Source organism: Proteus sp. ZN5, assembly GCF_011046025.1.
GTDB lineage: Bacteria > Pseudomonadota > Gammaproteobacteria > Enterobacterales > Enterobacteriaceae > Proteus.
The window spans coordinates 3,038,151-3,061,659 of record NZ_CP047639.1 but is presented as its reverse complement, the minus strand read 5'-3'; the positions used below and the strand labels follow the sequence as shown (position 1 = coordinate 3,061,659).

The 23,509-nt window shown below is 38.1% G+C and carries 17 protein-coding genes; 9 read left to right on the top strand and 8 right to left on the bottom strand.

The annotated features are described in order from the left end of the window. Positions 1–15 precede the first annotated feature (15 nt). The 6 genes from GTK47_RS14145 to GTK47_RS14120 form a co-directional block, all read right to left on the bottom strand. On the bottom strand, positions 16–1,065 hold the full coding sequence (locus tag GTK47_RS14145; RefSeq protein WP_165124257.1) for a ChuX/HutX family heme-like substrate-binding protein: 1,050 nt from the start codon (positions 1,063–1,065) through the stop codon (positions 16–18). A 35-nt stretch (positions 1,066–1,100) separates the two neighbouring features. Next, the gene (locus GTK47_RS14140) at positions 1,101–3,128 is read right to left on the bottom strand and encodes a TonB-dependent hemoglobin/transferrin/lactoferrin family receptor (protein WP_165124254.1); all 2,028 of its coding nucleotides are present in this window, start codon (positions 3,126–3,128) and stop codon (positions 1,101–1,103) included. Between the two features lie 68 nt (positions 3,129–3,196). Beyond that, positions 3,197–5,383: a TonB-dependent receptor gene (locus GTK47_RS14135; RefSeq protein ID WP_165124251.1), complete on the bottom strand. Its 2,187-nt coding sequence runs from the start codon at positions 5,381–5,383 to the stop codon at positions 3,197–3,199. Between the two features lie 80 nt (positions 5,384–5,463). Beyond that, positions 5,464–5,646, bottom strand: a complete 183-nt coding sequence (gene hemP / locus GTK47_RS14130; protein ID WP_088495769.1) for a hemin uptake protein HemP — start codon at positions 5,644–5,646, stop codon at positions 5,464–5,466. A 255-nt stretch (positions 5,647–5,901) separates the two neighbouring features. Next, positions 5,902–6,951 carry a 3-deoxy-7-phosphoheptulonate synthase gene (locus GTK47_RS14125; RefSeq protein WP_165124248.1) on the bottom strand — a complete coding sequence of 350 codons (1,050 nt, stop codon included), beginning with the start codon at positions 6,949–6,951 and terminating at the stop codon, positions 5,902–5,904. Positions 6,952–7,072: 121 nt separating this feature from the next. Further along, entirely contained in the window at positions 7,073–7,939 is an 867-nt protein-coding gene (locus GTK47_RS14120; protein ID WP_088495767.1) for a pyruvate, water dikinase regulatory protein, read from the bottom strand. A gap of 218 nt (positions 7,940–8,157) precedes the next feature. Between GTK47_RS14120 and ppsA the strand changes: the two genes are divergently transcribed. Continuing rightward, on the top strand, positions 8,158–10,530 hold the full coding sequence (gene ppsA, locus GTK47_RS14115; protein WP_088495766.1) for a phosphoenolpyruvate synthase: 2,373 nt from the start codon (positions 8,158–8,160) through the stop codon (positions 10,528–10,530). A gap of 43 nt (positions 10,531–10,573) precedes the next feature. Here the strand turns inward: ppsA and GTK47_RS14110 are convergent. Both GTK47_RS14110 and ydiK read right to left on the bottom strand, forming a co-directional pair. Further along, a protein-coding gene (locus GTK47_RS14110; protein WP_165121805.1) for an IS3 family transposase occupies positions 10,574–11,784 on the bottom strand; the annotation gives its coding sequence in 2 pieces (ribosomal slippage) (positions 10,574–11,442 and positions 11,442–11,784; 1,212 coding nt in all). Between the two features lie 495 nt (positions 11,785–12,279). Continuing rightward, entirely contained in the window at positions 12,280–13,392 is a 1,113-nt protein-coding gene (ydiK, locus tag GTK47_RS14105) for an AI-2E family transporter YdiK (protein WP_023582359.1), read from the bottom strand. A 216-nt stretch (positions 13,393–13,608) separates the two neighbouring features. Here ydiK and GTK47_RS14100 point away from each other — a divergent pair, with 216 nt between their 5' ends. From GTK47_RS14100 to sufS, 8 genes are all read left to right on the top strand, one after another. Continuing rightward, positions 13,609–16,665: an FAD-binding and (Fe-S)-binding domain-containing protein gene (locus GTK47_RS14100; protein WP_165124245.1), complete on the top strand. Its 3,057-nt coding sequence runs from the start codon at positions 13,609–13,611 to the stop codon at positions 16,663–16,665. Continuing rightward, positions 16,662–17,075, top strand: coding sequence for a 1,4-dihydroxy-2-naphthoyl-CoA hydrolase (gene menI / locus GTK47_RS14095; protein WP_109394268.1), 414 nt, complete (start codon positions 16,662–16,664; stop codon positions 17,073–17,075). The genes GTK47_RS14100 and menI overlap by 4 nt, the downstream gene beginning before the upstream one ends. Before the next feature lie 170 nt (positions 17,076–17,245). Further along, on the top strand, positions 17,246–17,866 hold the full coding sequence (locus GTK47_RS14090) for a hypothetical protein (protein ID WP_165124242.1): 621 nt from the start codon (positions 17,246–17,248) through the stop codon (positions 17,864–17,866). Positions 17,867–18,283: 417 nt separating this feature from the next. Further along, positions 18,284–18,652 carry a Fe-S cluster assembly scaffold SufA gene (gene sufA, locus GTK47_RS14085; protein ID WP_165124239.1) on the top strand — a complete coding sequence of 123 codons (369 nt, stop codon included), beginning with the start codon at positions 18,284–18,286 and terminating at the stop codon, positions 18,650–18,652. A gap of 17 nt (positions 18,653–18,669) precedes the next feature. Continuing rightward, positions 18,670–20,172 carry a Fe-S cluster assembly protein SufB gene (sufB, locus tag GTK47_RS14080; RefSeq protein ID WP_165124236.1) on the top strand — a complete coding sequence of 501 codons (1,503 nt, stop codon included), beginning with the start codon at positions 18,670–18,672 and terminating at the stop codon, positions 20,170–20,172. A gap of 44 nt (positions 20,173–20,216) precedes the next feature. After that, positions 20,217–20,963 (top strand): Fe-S cluster assembly ATPase SufC, encoded by a 747-nt coding sequence (gene sufC / locus GTK47_RS14075; protein WP_165124233.1) that lies wholly within the window; start codon positions 20,217–20,219, stop codon positions 20,961–20,963. Further along, positions 20,938–22,245, top strand: coding sequence for a Fe-S cluster assembly protein SufD (gene sufD, locus GTK47_RS14070; protein ID WP_165124230.1), 1,308 nt, complete (start codon positions 20,938–20,940; stop codon positions 22,243–22,245). Before sufC ends, sufD begins: the two co-directional genes overlap by 26 nt. An 11-nt stretch (positions 22,246–22,256) precedes the next feature. Beyond that, entirely contained in the window at positions 22,257–23,495 is a 1,239-nt protein-coding gene (gene sufS / locus GTK47_RS14065; RefSeq protein WP_165124227.1) for a cysteine desulfurase SufS, read from the top strand. The last annotated feature ends 14 nt before the right edge of the window (positions 23,496–23,509 follow it).

The following is a 23,509-nucleotide window of genomic DNA, read 5'->3' as shown; positions in this document are numbered from 1 at the left end:
TAAATCATTCTCCGATTAGGCGATTTTAGTGAGAGTATTCACTTGTTCACGCCATTGTTGTTGCTCGGCAGTGCCTTCAGTACGTTGTCCATAGAGTTGAGCAATTTGTTGCCCCTTGCTATCAAAGATCTCAAGGCTAGTGACAAACCCATCTTGAGTTGGTTTGCGTGTTACCCAACTTTCTGAAATTTCACTTTCAATTAAATGAAGTGTAAAAGCAGGATTGAAAACATTGATCCAAACTTGATCGCTATTTTCAAATTGATGAGGGACTAGGCGGTCAATTTGACCTGTAAAAATTTGTACACAACCACGGCTACCGACAAATATCATGATCTCGTTTTGTGCTTCTTTGGCGAGTTCTAACAAGGTTTTCAGGGCGTTGTTATCGACTTGATAAGCAAGATCATCAGGAACAGCTTTGAATGCTTGTTGACGACTTAAGTTATTTTCTTTTAGTAATTTGAAAAATTGGTGAACATCAGTCATTGAACGCCATTGTTGTTCAAGTTGTTCAGCTAATTCATTACTAACAGGTGTGTTTGAGTAGGGTTCAACAGGTGTGATATCGAGAGCCGGGTTTTCTTCCAATAAGAATGATTGAATAAGTGCATCCCATTCATCCATATTCGTGTTATTTGTCGTATAGACTTTATGTAATGCATCACCATGCATATCAAAGAACTGAATACTATAACGCGTTCCTTTTGATGTCTCTTCGGTAAGTGCAAAAATGCTTGACCAATAAGCGAAGAAAAAGCGTAAATCCATTGCTCGCGGGTTTAAAATTAAGCCAGCATGATCGCTAAAACGGGCATTTGTGTATTCACCAAGATGTTCGTGAACGGCGATATCGTTACGAGTAATGGCTTTGACTTCACCCACTTTACTTAAGGCTTTTAATAATTCTTGTACATCATTGCGTAGACGTTTTGCATCATGCCCTACACGGGCGTGAGTGAGTTCAGCTTCACTGACATTTAAGTAAGAAGCGAGATCACGCGCATACGGTGCTTTTTTGTCCGTTTTAGCTTGCAGGTAGCTCTCATAAAGAGATTTATTCACAGAAACTCCTATTGTATCGTTGATTTTATTGTTAATTACCATTGATAACTCACAAGTACTTTTGCATTTCGGCCTTCTTGAGGAATACCTGCAGAAGAATAATAAGTTTTATCAAATGCGTTACTCAGTACAAATGAGGTTGTTAGCCCCTTAAATGAGGCATCACCCTCATAACGAAGGTAAAAATCATTAACGCCATAACCTGCCTGTTGGCGATTGCTTGGACGATTAAAACGGTCATGTTTGGTAAAGTCCGTTTTCTTAGTAAATTGACCAACCCAACCCACAGAAAAATCAGTACTTGGTATAGGAACATCAAAGCGACTGGTTAATGTATCTGGCTCAATTGAGGTAATTGAGGCATTAGTCGCATTATCTTTCCCTTTGGTATGGTTGTAGGCTAAATCCCAATTAAAGAATTTTGATTGGTAGCTCATAGAAACATCCCAACCCCAAATAGTTGCTCTTGGAATATTTGTTGATTGTGTATATCCCTGAAAAATAGCAACATCTGCATCAATATAATCTTTTGCACGAGTATTGAAATGGGCAGCTTTAATTTTCAGATTATCATTATTAGATAATAAGTCGTCGAATTGAAAACCGAATCCGTATTCAGTTGTTGAATTGGTTTCAGGCTTTAAATTAGGATTTGGACGCCAATAGTTTGCTGGTGCGCCGGGGAAAGGTGCATCAAAATGTTTTGCATCGTTATACATCTCACCTAAAGTTGGTGCTCTAAATGCCTGTGAGTAAGAGGTATAAAGCATCGACCAATCAGTGGGTGTAATACTGATTGCTCCTTTTGATGACCATTTATCCGCAGTAATATCATCATAACGATCGTTTTGGCTTTTATATTTGTCAAAACGTGTTCCTAAAATTAAGGAGACAGGTAAATCACGTAAAGTGACTTCATCTTGTACCCAACCTGACATAAAGCGGATATCGGCTTGTGGGAAGCTTTCTGCATTTTGGCTTGGTGATTGTTTTTGTTTATAAACCTCGCCACCATAAGTCAATCCATGTGATGCAAAGCTGTATGTACCTACTTGTGAGCGGTTTTCGAGTTTTACGCCATAGGTTTTTTGTTCTCGACCTTCAAATCCTTTTTGTATCGTTTTGGCATTGATATCAACTTCACTGTAATAAGCCTGTGTTTTCAAATTAATCCATTGTGAATCTGAAGGATCAAATTGATAGGTTAACTGAACATCTTTTTGTGTTGTGGTGCGATCAGTTTCTACATTTGCAAGTGTAGGATTTGAGGGAACTTGGGGATTTTTGGGTTGATTTGTATTGTTATGATAATAGCGGAATTGTCCACTTAACGTGTTGCTATCATCAATTAACCAGCGGCCTTTAGAAAGAAGATTAATAATGGTTTCGTCATTTTGAGCACGATATCCGCCACCATAGCGAGTATCGCCTTTGTCGCGAGCTGATAATGCAACAAGTCCATCAAGGTTATCGTGTCTACCAAAAGCAGTGACACCTAAACCTTGGCTATGTTGAGCGGTATTACCAAGACCAGTAACACGTACGCCCCCTTGTTCGTTTTTTGAAAGCAGATCGCTTGCATCAACAGTATCGTAAGCGATAACACCGCCAAGAGCTCCACTACCATATAAAAGAGCAGAAGGGCCACGAATAACTTCAACTTGTTTTATAAGCAAAGGATCGACAAAAATACTGTCGATATGACCAGTATCTGTTCCTTGGCGCACGCCATCGACAAGTGTCAGTATTCCATTTTTACTGTATCCACGCATACTGATGGTTTCACCATTAGTACGACCTGCCCCTGAAATAGAAATTCCAGGTACATGACGAAGTAATTCAGAAGCACTTCCTGCGGTTTCTGACAACGCATTGTTATTTTTTATAACCGTTGACATCATGGGCAATGTAAAGCTATCGCGTTCATTACCTGTTGCATAAACAGTAAGTACCTCTGATTTTCTTCCCTCATTAGTTTGTGTTTTCTCTTGTGCAGACACACAAGCAGAAGAGACAGCAACAGTCAGCAAACTAAATTTTATCAATAAAGATGACTGAGACATGCAGATGGATCTCCGTTATTGAATGGGCTGTTAAACAGCCCTTTGTTATATAAATCATTGCTCCTCATCTACCAGCGATAACTGACGGACATTTTGATATTTCTACCTTCTTGTGGCACACCTAATGCCGAGAAATATTCTCGATTAAAGGCATTAGAAAGTACCAATGCAGCTTGAATATCTTTATTGTTTTGAGATTGATAACTGATTGAAAAATCATGAATACCATAGCCTGGATATTGAGCAATAAGCTCTTGCATTCGATTGGTTGTTTTGCCTTTTACGTGAGGTGCTCTTCCTTTATGTGTGCCTTTATTTTCTGTTGCACTGGCAAATTTTCCTGACCACCCTAATGAGAAGGGAGTTTTAGCAATAGGAAGTTGAATAAAGGTTGTGAGTACTTCAGGGCGAACAGGCGAAATAGTTTCATGCGTAGTTAATTCGAGGGTTCGAGTACGGTTATAACCTAGCCCAATAGAAATTAATGGATGTGAATAACGTAAGCCGAGATCAACACCGTCGATAAGTGCTTGAGGAATATTAATGGCTTGCAGATGAAGTTTTTTCGTTAATACACGAGCATCCCAAATATCATACGTAATATAGTCTATCGCTTTCGTATCAAAATAAGCCGCATTCAGAGAAAATTCATCATCAGATGCTAATAAGTGCGAAAAAGTCAGTTTTCCACCATATTCCCAAGTGCGGTTTTTTTCAGGGCTAAGATTAGGATTAGGGATCCAAAATCCTTTTGCTGTACGACCAAAAATAGCCGGTATTTCAAAATGAAGAGAGTCATTAAACATTTCATTTAGCGTTGGTACTCTCATATTGGTTGAATATGAGGTATAGAGTTGTAACCATTGTGTTGGTGTAAAGGTTAGGGCAATATTTTTACTAATATTGTTTTTACTTGTTTGATGAAAATCGGGTTTATGTTGTTTAAAATCCTCTAAAAGCGAATTTAGCTCACTTTGAGGTTTATTTTTATAATAGTGATAACGCAAACCAGTCGTTAATGCTAAAGGTAAATGTGGTGTCGAGAGCTGACTTTCCACCCAACCAGCAACATAAACCATTTTTGCAAGAGGGAAGTTTTTTGCCGCTTGGTTAGAAACCATTTTTTGTTGATAAGCTTCTGTGCCTAAAATGATTTTTTGATTTAATTTATCTGAATAGGAAAATTGAGAGTTATTCTCAATTTTTAGCCCATAAGTTAATTGTGTCCGATCTTCATTTCTACCTATTTTCCCTTGTTGATTTTTTCTACGTTGATAATCAGAAAGGGAAGTATCGGTTAAAAATATTTGATTAATATTGAATTGTGAGTAATACAAATGACTGGTTAAATTAATCCAACTTTGTATTTCAGGCTCATAATGATAAGTGACAGAATAATTTTTCTGTTTAGATTGGCGTTCTACTTGGTTACTTTCGTTCTTACCAAATCCACCCATGCGATGTAAAACTTCTCGCTGAGTACCTTTATTCTCATAATGTCGTGCTGAAAAAATGAAAGTTTGGTTTTCAGTTGGGTAGAGATAAGCTTTAGCAAAAAAGTTGTTAATATGTTCGTGGTTTTCGAGTTTATCACCATTCGCTAAGCGAATAGGACCCCGTTGGCGCTGACTGTAAGCAAATAAACCTTCGGCAATATCGTGTCGCCCTGCAATAATCCCCCCATAAGTGAAGTGCTTATCTACGGATGAAAGTGAGGTAAATAATTTAGCACTGAGTTTTTCATCTATTTTCAATAAGCTGCGAGGATCAAGCGTTTGAAACGAAACAACACCGCCCATTGCCCCATTACCGTGTAATACAGGAGATGAACCATGTTTTATATCAATGCGTTTCACTAATGAAGGATCAAGAAAAATACCACCTAAGTTGTTGATAGTATTTTCTAAAGGTTGCTCGATACCATCGACTAAGATCTTAACACCTTTTTGATCATAGCCACGCATAAGGATGTTTGCGCCATTTGTAACACCTGTTCCTGATAGGGTTGCACCAGCCACTTTATTTAGCATTTCACCAGTGGTTGATGCAGTTTGTGCTTGAGGTGTCGAACTATCAATAATGGAATGAAAGTCGTGAGTTGTTTTATCAATGGAATGACCGAGAACCGTAAGAGAGTCCATCTCTGTATTGTCTGATTGTGCAGAGGCAATAGGGGTGTACAACAAGCAAAGAGCTGTCGCTATACCTGAATATTTGAAATGTTTTTTCAGCATACACATACCATAAATGTCCATAAAAAATCCTTGTATATGGAGTTATTTAGCTGGCTGCCTAGCTGAGGGAGTAGGTGGCTTGCAAGTTATTGTCAAAATGATTATTTAGTCAGGATTAATTTTCCTGCCTTTGTTTGACGCAGTTGATACAACTCTCCGTTGTGTTGAATGTAAACCACGCCATCTTTACCCAATAACTCAATGCTATTGATTGATTGAATTATTGAAGAATGAGAATTCTGTTTAGTTAAAGAACTATCCAAATTATTAGCTTTTTTATTCATAATACACTAAGAGTAATAAGCGTTATCATTATGATAATCATTATCGTTAACAAGAGTGTTTAGACAAGCTTTTTTTAACGTAAACAGATAAATTTAAGTCATATTGTGAATAACTAAACGCTATACGATGAAAATTAAAACAATGGAATAAAAGAGACTTATATTTTTCTCAAAATATAACGCCAATAGGGGGGTGTTTAGATGAAAGTAGAAGAAAGAATAAAAGGGGTAAAAATTACCCCTTAATAAATAAGCTTATTGAAATCGACTCTCAACGGCTTGTGCTAATAATTCAAGAAGTTGTTCTGTATCATTCCAACTTAAACAAGGATCAGTGATCGATTGTCCATAATTAAGCGGTTTATTTTGTACGACTTTTTGTGAGCCTTCTTGTAAAAAGCTCTCAGCCATCACACCTACAATCGCTTGTGAGCCATCTTTAATTTGCTGACCAACATTTCTGGCTACTTCTAATTGGCGACGATGAATTTTTTCACAGTTGCCATGACTAAAATCGATAATAAGATACTCTGGTAAATCCACTTGCTTTAGTGCATCAACCGCATCAGCGATATCGCTTGCGTGATAATTCGGCTTTTTACCTCCACGCAGAATAATATGACCATAAGGATTACCACTGGTTTGATAAATCGTCATACGGCCATTTTTATCGGGTGATAAGAAAGTATGACCTACACGAGAAGCGCGAATAGCATCAATGGCAATACGAGTATTACCATCAGTGCCATTTTTAAAACCCACAGGGCAAGAGAGTGCTGAAGCCATTTCACGATGAACTTGGCTTTCAGTTGTTCTTGCACCAATAGCCCCCCAACTAATTAAATCAGCAATATATTGGCCTGTGACCATATCGAGAAATTCAGTTGCAGTGGGCAAACCTAACGCATTTATTTCAATTAGTAGCTTTCTCGCAAGGCGAATACCTTCGTTGACATTACATGAGTTATCAAGGAAAGGATCAGAGATTAAGCCTTTCCAGCCAATGACTGTACGTGGCTTTTCAAAGTAGGTTCTCATGACAATTTCTAAGCGCTCATGATAACGTTCTTTTAGCTGATTAAGCTTAGTCGCGTACTCTTTGGCGGCTTTAGGATCATGAATAGAGCAAGGCCCTACAATCACTAATAGTCGTTTGTCTTCGCCAGTAAGGATCGCTTCAATTCGTTTACGTGCTGATGTGATATTTTGGATTATCTCATCAGAAATGGGGAACTCTTTTGCTAAGGTTTCTGGTGTTACCAGACTGTCTAGCACCTTAGTCCGTAGTTCGTCTGTCTTTAACATAATTCATCTCAATAAATATACAGGGTAAATCTACCCAGTGATTAAGATCACAATAAACGAAATTCAGCTAATTTCAACAGCGTTCACAGAGAAAAACGAATAAAAAAATCGCCAGAAAGAGTTAAAACATTCTTCTCGCTAATCCCATAGAATCAATTACCTTGGTTGAAATTTCTTCAACAGAATAATTCGTGGTGTTGAGATAAGGAATATTGTTTTTTCTAAAAAGGGCTTCCACTTCAGCTAATTCAATTCTGCATTGGCGAATCGAGGCATAACGGCTATTTTCGCGACGTTCACCTCGAATAGCAGCAAGACGTTCTGGCGCAATGGTTAAGCCAAATAATTTATGTTGATACTCTTTTAATTCAGCGGGAAGTTTTAAGAAATCCATATCATCCGCAGTAAAAGGATAGTTTGCGGCTTGAATACCAAATTGCATTGCCAAATAGAGGCTGGTGGGCGTTTTTCCACAACGAGAAACACCAATTAAGATCACTTGAGCTTGGTCGAGATTTCGTAATGATATGCCATCATCATGGGAAAGGGTGTATTCGATTGCAGCAATACGAGCATCGTATTTACTAAGGTTTTTTTCGGTTAATCCATGAGTTTTGTTTAATTTTGGCGATGCTTGAATGCCCACTTCTTTTTCAAGTGGTATTACGAGAGATTGCACAATATCCTGACAAAAACCTTCACTGCTATTTATTATCTGTTTAACTTCAGGGCTGATAATAGAATAAAAGACAAGAGGCTTAGCACCACTCTTTTTATAAATTTCGGAGATTTTCTGTTTTATTTCTTCAGCTCTTTCCACAGTAGAAACAAAAGGTAATGTATAACTTTTCATTTTTAATGGAAATTGAGAAAGTACCGCATGGCCTAATACTTCTGCTGTAATCGCTGTACCATCAGAGATAAAAAAGACTGTTCTATCAATGGGTTCATTATTATCACAATTAATAGAATTCAAGCTTAATATCATAACGCTCACCTTTTTTTAGCTGAATTAGCAAATCAAACAATATTATCTAAAGCATTTTTAGTGATTATAAAGGATAAAAAAATAAAGTTTTCTGGTTGATCGATTCACCTTTCTATATTCAGCATCACATTGTGATACGCTTATTTACGTTGTCGTTTTGACAGCGGGTTTTTCTTTTTTTCTCTCTCTCATAATTGTTTAAAAAAGGATTGTTCTCAATGTCCAGCAATAGCCTCACCCCGTGCAATGTGCTTTGGTATAACCAATTAGGTATGAATGACGTTGATCGTGTTGGTGGGAAAAATGCTTCCCTCGGTGAAATGATCACAAACCTAGCGGAACTGGGTGTTTCTGTTCCTAACGGGTTTGCTACCACAGCGCAAGCGTTTAATGATTTTCTGGAACAGAGCGGTATCAATCAGCGTATTTATGAATTACTTGATAGCGTTGATGTTGATGATGTTAATCAACTGGCTCAAGCAGGTAATCAAATTCGCCAGTGGGTAATTGATACACCTTTTACGCCTCAGTTTGAAAAAGATATTCGCGATGCTTATCTCACATTAAGTGAAGGTGAATCTGAAGCTTCATTTGCCGTTCGTTCATCTGCGACTGCAGAAGATATGCCTGATGCTTCTTTTGCCGGTCAACAAGAGACGTTTTTAAACGTTCAAGGTATTGATGCCATACTCGTTGCAATCAAACACGTATTTGCCTCGTTATTTAACGATCGCGCAATCTCTTATCGTGTTCACCAAGGTTATGATCACCGTGGTGTTGCATTATCTGCGGGTGTTCAACGTATGGTACGTTCTGATCTTGCTTCTTCAGGTGTGATGTTTACCATCGATACTGAATCTGGTTTTGATCAAGTTGTCTTTATTACATCAGCTTATGGTTTAGGTGAAATGGTTGTACAGGGTGCTGTTAACCCAGATGAGTTTTATGTACACAAGCCAACTTTAGCAAAAGGTCTACCTTCTATTGTTCGTCGTAATCTTGGCTCTAAAAAGATCCAAATGGTTTACGCAGACAGCGTTGAACATGGTAAACAAGTCCGTATCGAAGATACGCCAGAGTCACTGCGCAATCGTTTCTCTTTGACTGATCATGAAGTTCAAGAGTTGGCTAAACAAGCTGTATTGATTGAACGTCACTATGGTCGTCCAATGGATATCGAATGGGCTAAAGATGGACATAATGGTCGTTTATACATCGTTCAGGCTCGCCCAGAAACAGTTCGTTCTAACCAACAAGTTATGGAGCGCTATCAATTAAATGAAAGTGGCTCTGTTATTATTGAAGGCCGTGCTATTGGTCATCGTATTGGTACGGGTGCCGTCAAAGTTATCCATAACTTAAGTGAAATGGATAGAATTGAAGCAGGTGATGTGCTGGTTACTGACATGACAGACCCAGATTGGGAACCTATCATGAAGAAAGCTTCTGCGATTGTGACTAATCGTGGTGGTAGAACTTGTCACGCAGCTATTATTGCTCGTGAATTAGGTATTCCAGCTGTTGTGGGTTGTGGTGATGCAACAGAATGTATTGCGGAAGGACAAGTTGTAACTGTTTCTTGTGCTGAAGGTGATACAGGATTTGTTTACGATGGAAAACTGGATTTCTCTATTCAGAGCTCCGCAATCGATAATATGCCTGAATTAGGGCTCAAAATCATGATGAACGTCGGCAATCCTGATCGTGCATTTGATTTTGCAGGCTTACCAAATGATGGTGTCGGTCTTGCGCGTTTAGAATTTATTATTAACCGTATGATTGGTGTGCATCCTCGCGCATTACTAGAGTATGACGACCAAACTGAAGCACTGAAAGCTGAAATCAATGAAATGATGGCAGGCTATGAATCTCCAGTTGAGTATTACATTAGTAAATTAACGGAAGGGATTGCAACATTAGCAGCGGCATTCTGGCCTAAACGCGTTATTGTTCGTTTATCTGACTTTAAATCTAACGAATATGCCAATTTAGTAGGTGGTGATCGTTATGAGCCAGATGAAGAAAACCCAATGTTAGGATTCCGTGGTGCGGGTCGTTATGTTTCTGACGATTTCCGTCGCTGTTTCTCGCTTGAGTGTGAGGCGGTAAAACGTGTTCGTAATGATATGGGCTTAGAAAACGTTGAAGTTATGATCCCATTTGTTCGTACTGTACGCCAAGCTGAAGAAGTTATTGACGAATTAGCGGCAAATGGTTTGAAACGTGGTGAGAATGGCTTAAAAGTCATTATGATGTGTGAAATTCCATCAAATGCCTTATTAGCAGATAAATTCTTAGAACACTTTGATGGTTTCTCTATCGGCTCTAACGATATGACCCAATTAACATTAGGTCTTGACCGAGATTCAGGTGTGGTTTCTGCACTGTTTGATGAACGCAATGATGCAGTGAAAGCATTGTTATCAATGGCTATCCAAGCCGCTAAACGTAATGGAAAATATGTGGGTATTTGTGGTCAGGGACCTTCTGATCATGAAGATTTCGCACAATGGCTAATGGAAGAGGGAATTGATAGTTTATCTTTAAACCCAGATACCGTAATTAAAACTTGGGTAAAATTAGCACAATAGAATTAATATCATCGTGACTAGTCCTGATATAGGTTGACAGCTTTCAGGCATAAAACGCTCGATGTACTTCATCGGGCGTTTTATAGTTTAACGATAAGTGTGGTCGTTTTTCATTATAGAGTTGAATTGATTCTTCTACTAATTTTCTCGCTTGTTCCAAATTACTCGGTTTTATCAGTAGATACTCCATTTTTAATATTCCATTAATTCGTTCCGCTAAGGCATTTTGATAACAATCATACCCATCAGTCATAGAGCATTGAATATTATGCTCTTTATGTATCTCCTGATATTCCGAAGAACAATACTGTATCCCTCGATCTGAATGATGGATTAACGAAGTTGTCGAAGTCCGTTTTTTTAACGCCTGAACCAACGATTTCTTCACTGAACTTGTTTTCATATTGTCATCTAAATGATATCCCACGATTTTTCGTGAATATGCATCCGTAATTAAACTCAAATAAGTATCACCTTCATGCGTCGATAAATAGGTAATATCTGCCACCCAAAGCTGTTCTGGTTGTGTGGGGATAAACCCTGACTTAATTAAATTTGGATGCCGATGAAAACGATGATGGCTTAAGGTTGTTCGATGATAAGCCCGTTTATTAGGCACCAGTAACTGATGTTCTTTCAATAAAGAAAATAGTCGATCACGACCAATAACCATCTGTTTTTGCTTTAAAATAAAATGTAATTTACGCCCACCCAGTCGAGGTTGTAAGACTCGTTCAGATTTAACAACGTCAATAATGGCTGAATCGGCTTTCTTTCGTTCCTCAATTCTATCCAGTCTCTTGTAATAAGCCTGTCGGCTGATCTGCATAAAACGACAAGCAATTGTTACGGTGAGGTTTTTAACCGTTTTTTCTTTAATAACTCGGCTTTGCGCTTTTTTGACAAACGAACTCCAAAGTCTCTATCCATGACTTTAACCACAGCTTCGAAAAAATCGGATTTAAGCCGAGCTTCTTCAAGTTCCTTTTCAAGGATCTTAATGCGTTGTTCCGGCGTTTGTTGTTCAGAAGATTGGGTCATAGCTGAACCTCTATAAAAAGTATCAGGGGTACCGTTTGACCAATCTAACCTACCATGCTTACGAAGCCAAACTAAAACAGTAGAGCATCCTTGTATACCATAGTGATCTTGAGCTTGTTTATAGGTTAATTCGCCTTTTTCAACTTGGTCAACAAGCTGTAATTTAAAAGCGAGAGAATAATCACGTTGAGTTCGTTTAGTGATTGGTTTCATTACACTCTCCAATTTCAGATTGGAAAAGTGTCAACCTTATTTAGGATGGGTCATCGCTATAAATAAAAGCTCACAATATAATGTGAGCTTTTTTTATACAATTATTAAATAATAGGCAAAAAAAAGCCTATCATGGGCTGACAGGCAAAGACTACACACAGCAATATTTTATATTCTTTAATCTCGCCAATTAATCTATTAATATGAAAGGCGAAATTATTAATTCGATGAAACATTTGTTTCGTTGATATTTATATTAAGAGAAATGCGTTAATTATGCTCTAAGAATTATCTCAATAAAAAGAATATAGGCTTATTTGAAAGTGAATATAACTTGCTGGTAACAAACAGGTTTAAAAAAATGTAATTTGTTTCAAATTGTAAGTTTGAATATAAAAATATAATGATTTATTCCTAAATTGATAATCTTTATTAAACCTTACTCTGTTATTTTTAGAGCATGTAAGTAGCTACACTTACATGCTCCATTATTATTTATTCTTTTTCGATAAAGTTTTTATTCATAAATTCTACTGTTTCAGTTAAATCAGGATTAGGTTTTGGTACTTCATTAATCCATGCATTTAATAAGCTATGTGCAACAGCAAGAACAACAGGACCAATAAATAACCCAATCATACCTAATGTTAAAATCCCACCAATAACACCAGTAAGAATTAATACCATAGGCAAATCAGCGCCCATCTTGATTAAATAAGGTCGTAATACACCATCCATTGTCGCAACCGCGCCACCCCAAATCACCATAACAATGCCCCAAGTGGTATCACCTGTCCAAAATAGCCATAAAATGGAAGGGATCAATACTAATAAAGGACCTATTTGAGCAAGGCAGCAAATAAACATAATAACGGTTAATACCGTAGCATAAGGTACGCCAGACACTGCGAGACCGATACCACCAACAATCGCTTGAATTAAGGCGGTTAAAACCACGCCTAATGCGACAGCGCGAATAGACATGGATGCAAGTAAGATTGCAGCATCACCACGCTGACCAGCTAAACGAATGGCAAAATGGCGTAACCAAGATACGACATTTTCGCCTTGTAAAAACAGTAAGCCAGAAAATAACAACATCACACCCAAATGTAAGGCAAATCGACCAATATTTAATGCTTGAGCAAAAAACCAGTTTGCAGCTTGTCCGACATAAGGTTGGATTTTTGAGATTAACGCGTTACCGCCAGAGACAAGGATAGAATGCCATGTATCATAAAGCTTGCTCCCTATCATTGGGATATCGTTAAGCCATAATAGTTGAGGTGGCTGAATATTCGAAGGTGATTTTGCTAATTCTATTAAAGGCGCACTATTATCAATAACACTACTAATTAATAAGATAATAGGGATAACGAAGATCAGTAATATCAAAATCATCATTATCATGGTTGATAGCCAACGATATTTTACCCGCTTTTCAATAATAAGAAGTAAAGGCCACGTTGCAACAACAATCATTCCAGCCCAAATGAAACCCACAATAAAGGGATTTAGGATCCAAAAACTGGCGATAATAAAAAAAGAAATAAAAAGAACTGTGAATAAAACTTTGGGTATATCTGTATGGATCTGCGGTTTTTCCATGGTTTTAAATCCCTACACGAATAAAAATGCTAGAAGCAGATGAATAAACATTGCAAATATCACGTTGTTTATATCACTACGCAATTTGCCAGAATTGTATGATAAGGTGAACAGGTATCGGTCTGAAAGTACAAAATGAGGCAAAGTACCTCTTAGCATACATTTCAACATCTAAAATTAAGCAATGTGGACTATTAGATTAAAGAGCTATAACAAATGATCCCACGTATATCGCAAGCACCGCAAGTCAGTGAACTCACAACAGAATTTCTTGATACTCTTCTAAAAAACGGTTTCACCGGTGATATCTCCAGCAGTTACGCTGACAGACTCACTATGGCAACAGATAATAGTATTTACCAGTTATTGCCACAGGCTGTTGTTTTTCCTCGCTCAACAGCTGATGTTACTATTATTGCTCGCTTAGTTGATGAACCTCGATTTCATTCACTCTCTCTAACTCCTAGAGGGGGCGGTACAGGTACTAATGGGCAAGCATTAACAGATGGTATTGTGGTTGATTTATCTCGTTATATGAAGCGTATTATCGAGATAAACCCGCAAGAGCGTTGGGTAAAAGTGGAAGCAGGGGTGATAAAAGATGAGTTAAACCTCTTTTTAAAACCTTATGGCTTTTTTTTCGCACCAGAGCTATCTACCAGTAATCGTGCCACATTAGGTGGAATGATTAATACTGATGCATCAGGGCAAGGTTCAATGGTTTATGGTAAAACCTCTGATCACGTTCTTGGTGTTAGGGCGGTTTTGCTAGGCGGTGAGCTGCTTGAAACGCGCGCTATGGATACGGCACTAGCCGAAAATATTGCCCAAGAAAGCTCCGCAATGGGTAAAGTTTATCGTACCGTTTTATCTCGTTGCAAAGAGCAACGAAAGCTCATTCTTGAAAAATTCCCTAAATTAAATCGCTTTTTAACAGGGTATGATTTGCGTCATGTCTTTAGTGATGACATGAAACGATTTGATTTAACGAGAATTTTAACAGGCTCCGAAGGTACACTCGCTTTTATTACTGAAGCGACGCTAGATATTACGCCAATTCCCAAACAGCGCAGTTTAGTCAATGTAAAATACGATTCTTTTGACTCAGCATTGCGTAACGCACCTTTTTTAGTTAAAGCGAATGCACTTTCTGTTGAAACGGTTGATTCGAAAGTATTAAACCTCGCCCGTGAAGATATCGTGTGGCACTCCGTGAAAGAGTTGATCACTGATATACCCGATAAAGATATGCAAGGACTTAATATTGTTGAATTTGCGGGTGATGATAAAAACCTTATTGCGTCACAAGTCGCATCATTATGCCAACGCTTAGATTCATTAATGAAAGAGAATCAGGGCGGTGTTATCGGTTATCAAGTTTGTGAAGATCTGGCGGATATTAACCGTATCTATGCCATGCGTAAAAAAGCAGTCGGCTTATTAGGTAACGCAAAAGGACAAGCAAAGCCAATTCCTTTTGTAGAAGATACCTGTGTGCCGCCAGAACATCTTGCTGATTATATTACTGAATTTAGAGCGTTACTTGACAGTCATCAGCTCAATTATGGCATGTTTGGGCATGTTGATGCCGGTGTGTTGCACGTAAGACCTGCTCTTGATATGTGCGATCCACAACAAGAATTATTGATGAAATCTATCTCAGACGACATTGTCACGTTAACAGCCAAATATGGTGGGTTACTCTGGGGTGAACATGGAAAAGGCTTTAGAGCGCAATACAGCCCCGAATTTTTCGGTGAAACGCTTTATCATGAACTGCGTCAAATCAAAACGGTGTTCGATCCTCGAAATAGATTGAATCCTGGGAAAATATGTCCTCCATTAGAGGTCGATGAACCCATGAAGCAAGTTGATACCATCAAACGAGGCACTTTTGATCGCACAATCCCTTTGTCTGTGCGTCAAGATTTCAAAGGCGCACTGGATTGTAATGGTAATGGACTTTGCTTTAACTTTGATGTCAAAAGTCCAATGTGTCCTTCAATGAAAATCAGCGGACAACGCATTCATTCGCCTAAAGGACGAGCCGCACTGGTAAGAGAGTGGCTACGCTTATTAACAGAGCAAGGCGTTAGCCCAAAACAACTTGAATCTAGCCTTGAAAATAATAAACCTAGTTTAAGAGGTTTAATTGAGAAAACACGTAATACATGGAAAGCTAAACGTGGCGAATATGACTTTTCTCATGAAGTGAAAGCGGCTATGAATGGTTGCTTGGCTTGTAAAGCCTGTTCAACGCAATGCCCGATTAAAATTGATGTGCCATCATTTCGTTCTAAGTTTACTGAACTTTATCACCAGCGTTATTTACGCCCGTTAAAAGATCATATTGTCGCGAATGTTGAATTAACAACGCCGATTATGGCGAAAGCACCGGGATTCTTTAACTTTTTTATGAAGCAACCGTTAGTGCAATCATTAAGTAAACATGCGATAGGAATGGTCGATTTACCTTTGCTGTCATCACCTACATTAAGACAGCAATTGGCTGGACATAAAGCGTTAGATATGACGCTAGAAGACTTAGAACGTTTATCTGAAAAGCAACGAAGTCATCATGTGCTGGTGGTACAAGATCCGTTTACCAGTTATTACGATGCAAAAGTAGTTGCCGATTTTATCAGACTGATTGAAAAAATAGGATTTAAACCTGTATTGTTGCCATTTTCGCCTAATGGAAAAGCGCAGCATATCAAAGGTTTTTTACAGCAATTTAGTAAAACGGCACAAAAAACCTCAACTATGCTTAATCGTGTAGCAAAATTAGGTATTCCTATGGTGGGGGTTGATCCTGCATTAGTGCTTTGTTATCGCGATGAATATCATGAAATACTGGGTGATAAGCGTGGAGATTTTAATGTTCAACTTGTTCATGAATGGTTAAGTAAATTGGTATCTGAGCCAATAGCAGTTCGCGATGATGCTGAAAAATGGTATCTTTTCGGGCACTGTACAGAAGTGACGGCGCTACCACAAAGCATGAAACAGTGGCAGGCTATTTTCCAACGTTATGGGCAGCAACTCGAATTTGTGAGCACTGGATGTTGTGGAATGGCCGGTACTTATGGACATGAACTAAATAATTATGAAAACTCGTTGGGCATTTATCAACTCTCATGGGGTAATGCATTAAAAACATTACCAACAATGCGTTGTTTAAGCACCGGTTACTCTTGTCGTAGTCAAGTGAAACGTATTGATAATATTGAGCTAAAACACCCACTACAGGCACTTTTGGAGATTATGCCATGATATGGAAACGTGAAACGACAATTGAGTATCTTAATCATATTGGACAAAACAATATGATGAGCCATTTGGGCATTGAGTTAACATGTCTTGGTGATGATTATCTTGAAGGAACAATGCCTGTTGATCACCGTACTAAGCAGCCTTTAGGGCTTTTACATGGTGGTGCTTCTGTTGTTTTAGCTGAAACATTGGGCTCTGTTGCAGGTTATCTTTGTACTGAAGGTGAACAAAAAATTGTCGGGCTAGAAATCAATGCGAATCATATTCGTTCAGCGAGAGAAGGCAAGGTAAGAGGTGTATGCAAACCGATTCATTTAGGACGTTCACACCAAGTCTGGTCAATAGAAATCTTTGATGATGAAGATCGTCAAGTATGTATTTCTAGATTAACGACATCTGTTATTTCTTAAAGAATACAACAGACAAACGCACAGAGTGAAATACTCGCTTTGTGCGTTTTTTGTGTTTATAGATAATGTCAAAAAAATAAAAATAGAGAGAAAATAGAATTACTTCTTTATTTAGATTTTATTTTTAATGATAATCATTATCTTCATAATAAAAGATAAGACGATCAATAATGTTTACTATTTCTAAATTCAACACCACAGTATTATTAATTGCAGGTTTATTAATCAGTGGGTGCGATAATAATTCTACCTCTGAAACGAGTAATAATATAAGTAATACTCCAGTACAAACTATTTCTGGTTTTAATATGGCTTATCCCACTTCGTTTTCAATGAGCAGAGAAGATACTGAAAATTATTTTAAATCATTACCAGATAATATTCAGGATGTCACAACGGAAATGATGGTTTATAAATCAGAACCTATTTGTGATTTGACAGAGGTTCGTCTTGTTTATTTTAAAATGATCGATGCAATGAGTTACGATGTGGATGCGGGAGCACAAGGTATTGTAGATAATATTGCTATCATAGATGGTATGAATGAAATATCTACATCGATAAAACCATTAACTATCCCAAATGTGGAAAGTCGACATGTCTTTTTTGAAGGAAATTATGCAAAAGAGAATGTGAGCTATGAAGGTATTTTAGCGGCAGACCTTAAAACGAATCGAGTATGGCAATTGCAATTGATTAGCAACTTCAATAGCCAATCGAACAAACAAAAAAACAGTCAAATTCTTGAATGTACTAACAAATATATTCAAACCATCACTATTAATAAATAACATCAAAGAGCACACAAACCAATAAGAGGTCATCACATAAGTGGTGCTATCTTATTCCTCATCAAAAGCATAAAAATGAATGTGAATAGGCTCAATAAGCTAGATGTAAAAGCACATTTTTATGCTTTTTTCTCTAAATTTCAGTGATAACATATAAACTGCATTTATTTTGCAACTTATGTGCGTATTGTGCGAAATATAAGAAAAATTAAAAGTTTTATTTCTTAGAATGAAAAAATATAAAAGTCTTATATTACATTGCGTTAACATGTGTTTTTAACAAAATAAACGCAAAAATAGAACAAAAAATATACATTTACGGAATATCCTTTCAAAAGACATGGTTGAAGTGATAAGGGTTATCATTACCATTAGTGTCAGGAAAGATATCAATCTCCTTTCGAAATGAGGTCAGAAATGACAAACAACGTTGAAACTTTTTCTCTTAATGACACAGCTTGGCAAGGCATTGTATTAACGGATAATGCGGCAAAGCATATCTGTCATTTAGTTGAGAAAAACCCTGAAAAACAAGGGCTTTCCTTAAGTATCAAACCCTCTGGTTGTACAGGGTATGGTTATGTTATTGAACTCGCTGCTGCCCCAAATGATGATGATCTTGTTTATGAACATAATGGTGCAAAACTCTTTGTTTCATTAAAAGCAATGCCATTTATCGATGGGTTGGTTGTTGATTATGTTCGTGAAGGACTTAATCAAATGTTTAAATTTAATAATCCTAAAGCTCAAAACGTCTGCGGATGTGGTGAGAGCTTCGGGGTATAACATAGTGAAGTCAGATTATGTCTCAGAGCAATGTTGAAATTGGTGATGAAGTTCAGGGATGGTTAAGCGATCACCACTATAAAGAAGGTTTTTATACCGATATATCAACCGACGCCTTAGAAAAGGGATTAAATGAAGCGGTTGTACGTGCAATATCGGCAAAAAGAAACGAACCAGAGTGGATGCTGGAATTTCGTTTAGATGCTTATCGTCATTGGTTAGAAATGGAAGAGCCACATTGGCTAAAAGCAGATTATCCATCGCTTAATTATCAAGATTATAGCTATTACTCAGCACCATCTTGTAGTTCATGTTGTGCTAACGGCAGTTGTGCTGGTGGCACAAATGAAGCTGTTACGAGCGATAAACAAGCTGCGCAGGATTATTTAACCAAAGAAGTTGAAGATGCTTTTAACCAACTCGGAGTGCCTGTAAGAGAAGGGCAAGCCGTTGCTGTTGATGCTATTTTTGACTCTGTTTCTGTTTCAACAACATATCGTGAAGAGCTTGCTGAACATGGCATTATTTTTTGTTCATTTAGCGAGGCTATTCAAGAATATCCTGATCTAGTGCGCCAATATTTAGGTACTGTTGTCTCAAGCCATGATAACTACTTTGCTGCACTGAATGCTGCGGTTGCCTCTGATGGTACCTTTGTCTATATTCCAAAAGGGGTTCGTTGCCCAATGGAGTTATCGACTTATTTCCGTATTAATGCCGCTCAAACAGGCCAATTTGAGCGAACTATTTTGGTTGCTGATGAAGGCAGTTATGTCAGTTATATCGAAGGTTGTTCAGCACCTGTTCGAGATAGCTATCAGCTTCATGCTGCTGTGGTTGAAGTCATTATCCATAAAGATGCCGAAGTAAAATACTCTACTGTACAAAACTGGTTCTCTGGTGGCGATAGTGAAGGCGGTATCCTGAACTTTGTGACTAAACGCGCTATCTGTGAAGGCGAAAACGCCAAAATGTCATGGACGCAATCAGAAACAGGTTCTGCAATCACATGGAAATACCCAAGTGTGATTTTAAAAGGAGACAATTCCACCGCTGAATTCTTCTCGGTTGCTTTAACAAATGGCAACCAACAAGCAGATACGGGGACTAAGATGATCCATATCGGCAAAAATACCAAATCAACCATTATCTCTAAAGGTATTTCTGCGGGTAAAAGTCAAAACAGTTACCGTGGGCTAGTAAAAGTACTTCCTGGTGCACAAAATGCTCGTAACTTTACCCAGTGTGATTCCATGTTAATTGGTACACAGTGTGGCGCACATACTTTCCCTTATGTTGAGGTAATGAACAACTCAGCACAGCTTGAACATGAAGCGACAACGTCACGTATTGGTGAAGATCAGTTGTTCTATTGTCGCCAGCGTGGGTTAAGCGAAGATGATGCAATCTCAATGATTGTAAACGGATTTTGTAAAGATGTGTTCTCAGAATTACCGCTGGAATTTGCTGTAGAAGCACAAAAATTATTAGCAATCAGCTTAGAACATAGCGTCGGTTAATTGTTAACCAAATTCTGAGTATAAAGATACCGAAGGCATATATTATGTTAGATATTAAAAATTTACATGTCAGTGTTGAAGGCAATGAGATCCTTAAAGGATTAGATTTGCAGGTGCGTGCAGGTGAAGTTCACGCAATCATGGGACCAAATGGCTCGGGTAAAAGTACACTATCTGCAACGCTTGCTGGTCGTGATGAATATGAAGTTGATGAAGGTTCAATTATCTTTAAAAATAAAGATTTATTGGAATTAGAACCAGAAGATCGCGCAGGTGAAGGCATCTTTATGGCATTTCAATATCCAGTTGAAATCCCCGGTGTCAGTAACCAGTTTTTCTTACAATCTTCAGTGAATGCAGTGAGAGAATATCGTGGTCAAGAGCCGTTAGATCGCTTTGATTTTGAAGATTTTATTGAAGATAAAATCAAATTGCTCGATATGCCGCAAGATTTGTTAACACGCTCTGTAAACGTAGGATTTTCTGGTGGAGAGAAAAAACGTAACGATATTTTGCAAATGGCTGCGTTAGAGCCTGAGTTATGCATTTTAGATGAAACAGACTCAGGTCTTGATATCGACGCATTAAAAATCGTTTCTAATGGTGTTAATAGCTTACGCGATGGTAAACGTGCTTTTATCGTTGTAACCCACTACCAACGTATTCTTGATTATATTAAACCTGATTTTGTGCATGTGCTTTATCAGGGAAAAATCATTAAATCAGGTGATTTTTCATTGGCGCAAAAATTGGAGGAACAAGGTTATGGCTGGCTTATTGACCCTCAATGAAAAGCGTGAAAAACAGCGCCAAGTTGAACAGCGTAATCAACAAGCATTAAAAATATTTTCAGCGTTATATCATCAACGTAAAGGTGACGATAATCTCAATGCACGTAATCATTGGTTGCAAGTTGAGAAAGTAGGTTTTCCTACTTACCGCCATGAAGATTGGCATTATACGCCTTTAGAAGAAACGCTAAGCCAACGCTATCAACAGTTGCCACCTTTTGATGTGCAAAGTTTAATAGTTAAACACGCATTATCTTTTGATTGCTACCGTATTGTTATGGTGAATGGTACATTTTCACCGATGGAAAGCAGTAAGGATTTTGGCCCTTATCAAGTCACTTTACTTGATAACCAAAGTGAATTACCTAAACCGGTAAATGGTGAGATCTTCCTACATTTAGTTGAAAGTTTAGCACCACATCCTTTGCTTATTACCCTGAAAAACGGTGTTATTGCGGATAAACCACTTTATATCCTCAATATTACTCAAGGTGATCAAAGCGCAGAGATAAATAGTGCAAATTATCGTTTTCACCTTGATGTTGGTGCAAATACTCAGATGCAAGTGGTAGAACACTATATCAGCAGTGATAGTGACAGCCGTCATTTTACAGGTGCAAGACTAACCGCAACGATCGGCGATAATGCCTCTTTTAATCATATCAAATTAAGTTTTGAGAATGGCGTAAGTCAGCATTTTGCCCATAACGATCTGACGATAGGCCGCGATGCTCGTGTTAACAGTTACGCTTTCTTATTAGGCGCTAAACTTAGTCGTCATCACACAAGTTCTGCACTAAAAGGTGAAAATACAGAGCTTTCGATGAATAGCGTTGTATTACCTAAAGCCGGAGAGATTGCTGATACTCGCACATGGCTGGTTCATGGTGAGAAAAATTGCCAGAGTCGTCAACTGCATAAAAGTATTGCGATGGATGCAGGGAAAGCCGTATTTAACGGTATGATCACGGTGACACCTCAAGCATTAAAAACAGATGGTCAAATGACTAATAATAATCTGTTGCTGGGTGAAAAAGCGCAAATCGATACTAAACCACAGCTTGAAATTTATGCTGATGATGTGAAGTGTAGTCATGGTGCTACTGTGGGGCGAATTGATAATGAGCAGCTATTTTATCTGCGTTCACGAGGTATTTCTTTAAGTGACGCCCGTAAAATGATCATCCATGCATTTGCGGCTGAATTAACTGAATCGCTAGAAAATAGTGTGATCAAAGCGCAGGTATTAGACAGAATTAACCAGCGCTTATTAGAGGTATAAGATAAGGCATTATGACGCATTCTATTGAAAAAGCGCGAGATGACTTTCCAATTCTTTCACAGCAAGTGAAAGGAAAACCACTGGTTTATCTCGACAGTGCCGCAAGTGCTCAGAAACCGGCTTGCGTCATTGAACATGAAAAACAATTTGCCTTAACACAATATGCCGCGGTTCACCGCGGCATTCATACATTAAGTGCAAATGCGACAACGTTAGTTGAAAATGTCCGTAAAAAAGCCTGTGATTTTTTAGGTGCCAATAGCGAAGAAGAGATAGTTTTTGTTAAAGGCACAACGGAAGGGATCAACCTAATTGCGAACGTTTATAGCCAACGATTTTTAAATGATGGTGACAATATCATCATTACTGAAATGGAACATCACGCCAATATTGTTCCATGGTATATGTTGGCAAAACAGTATGGCTTTAATGTTCGTGTGTTACCGTTGTTGCAAGACGGCATGCTCGATTTTGCTCAATTGCCTCACTTAATCGATGAGCGAACCAAATTACTCAGCCTCACTCATCAATCAAATGTATTGGGCACAGTGAATCCAGTCGCTCAAATTATTCGTGATGCTCGTCAATATGCAATTGAGCAAGGTGGTGAATTACATATATTGGTTGATGGTGCTCAAAGTGCCATGCATCAATCCATCAACGTTTCACAACTTGATTGTGACTTCTTTGTTTGTAGTGGACATAAACTTTATGGGCCAACAGGAATTGGCTTGTTATACGGTAAAAAAACCGTACTCGATGAATTGCCACCTTGGGAAGGCGGTGGTGCAATGATAAAACATGTCCATATCAATGGTGATATTACCTATGCGGATGCGCCTTGGCGTTTTGAAGCTGGTACGCCTAATATTATGGGAATGATTGGCTTAGGTGCTGCATTAGATTATCTTTCACAATTAGGCATGAATAATATTGCTGAATATGAAAATCATATAATGAAGTATGCCCAAGAGCAGTTGCAAAAAGTAAAATCCTTAACGCTTTATGGCAATGATTCTCGACAAGGGGTGATAGCGTTTAATTTAGGCAAACACCACGCTTATGATGTTGGGGCATTCCTTGATAATTATGGTATTGCTATTCGTACAGGGCATCATTGTGCGATGCCAATTATGGATTATTACCAAGTTCCTGCGATGTGTCGAGCATCTCTTGGTTTATATACCAATAAAAATGATATCGATGCGTTGGTTAATGCGCTATTACGTGTTGAAATGTTATTAGGTTAAAAATTTTAAAAGAG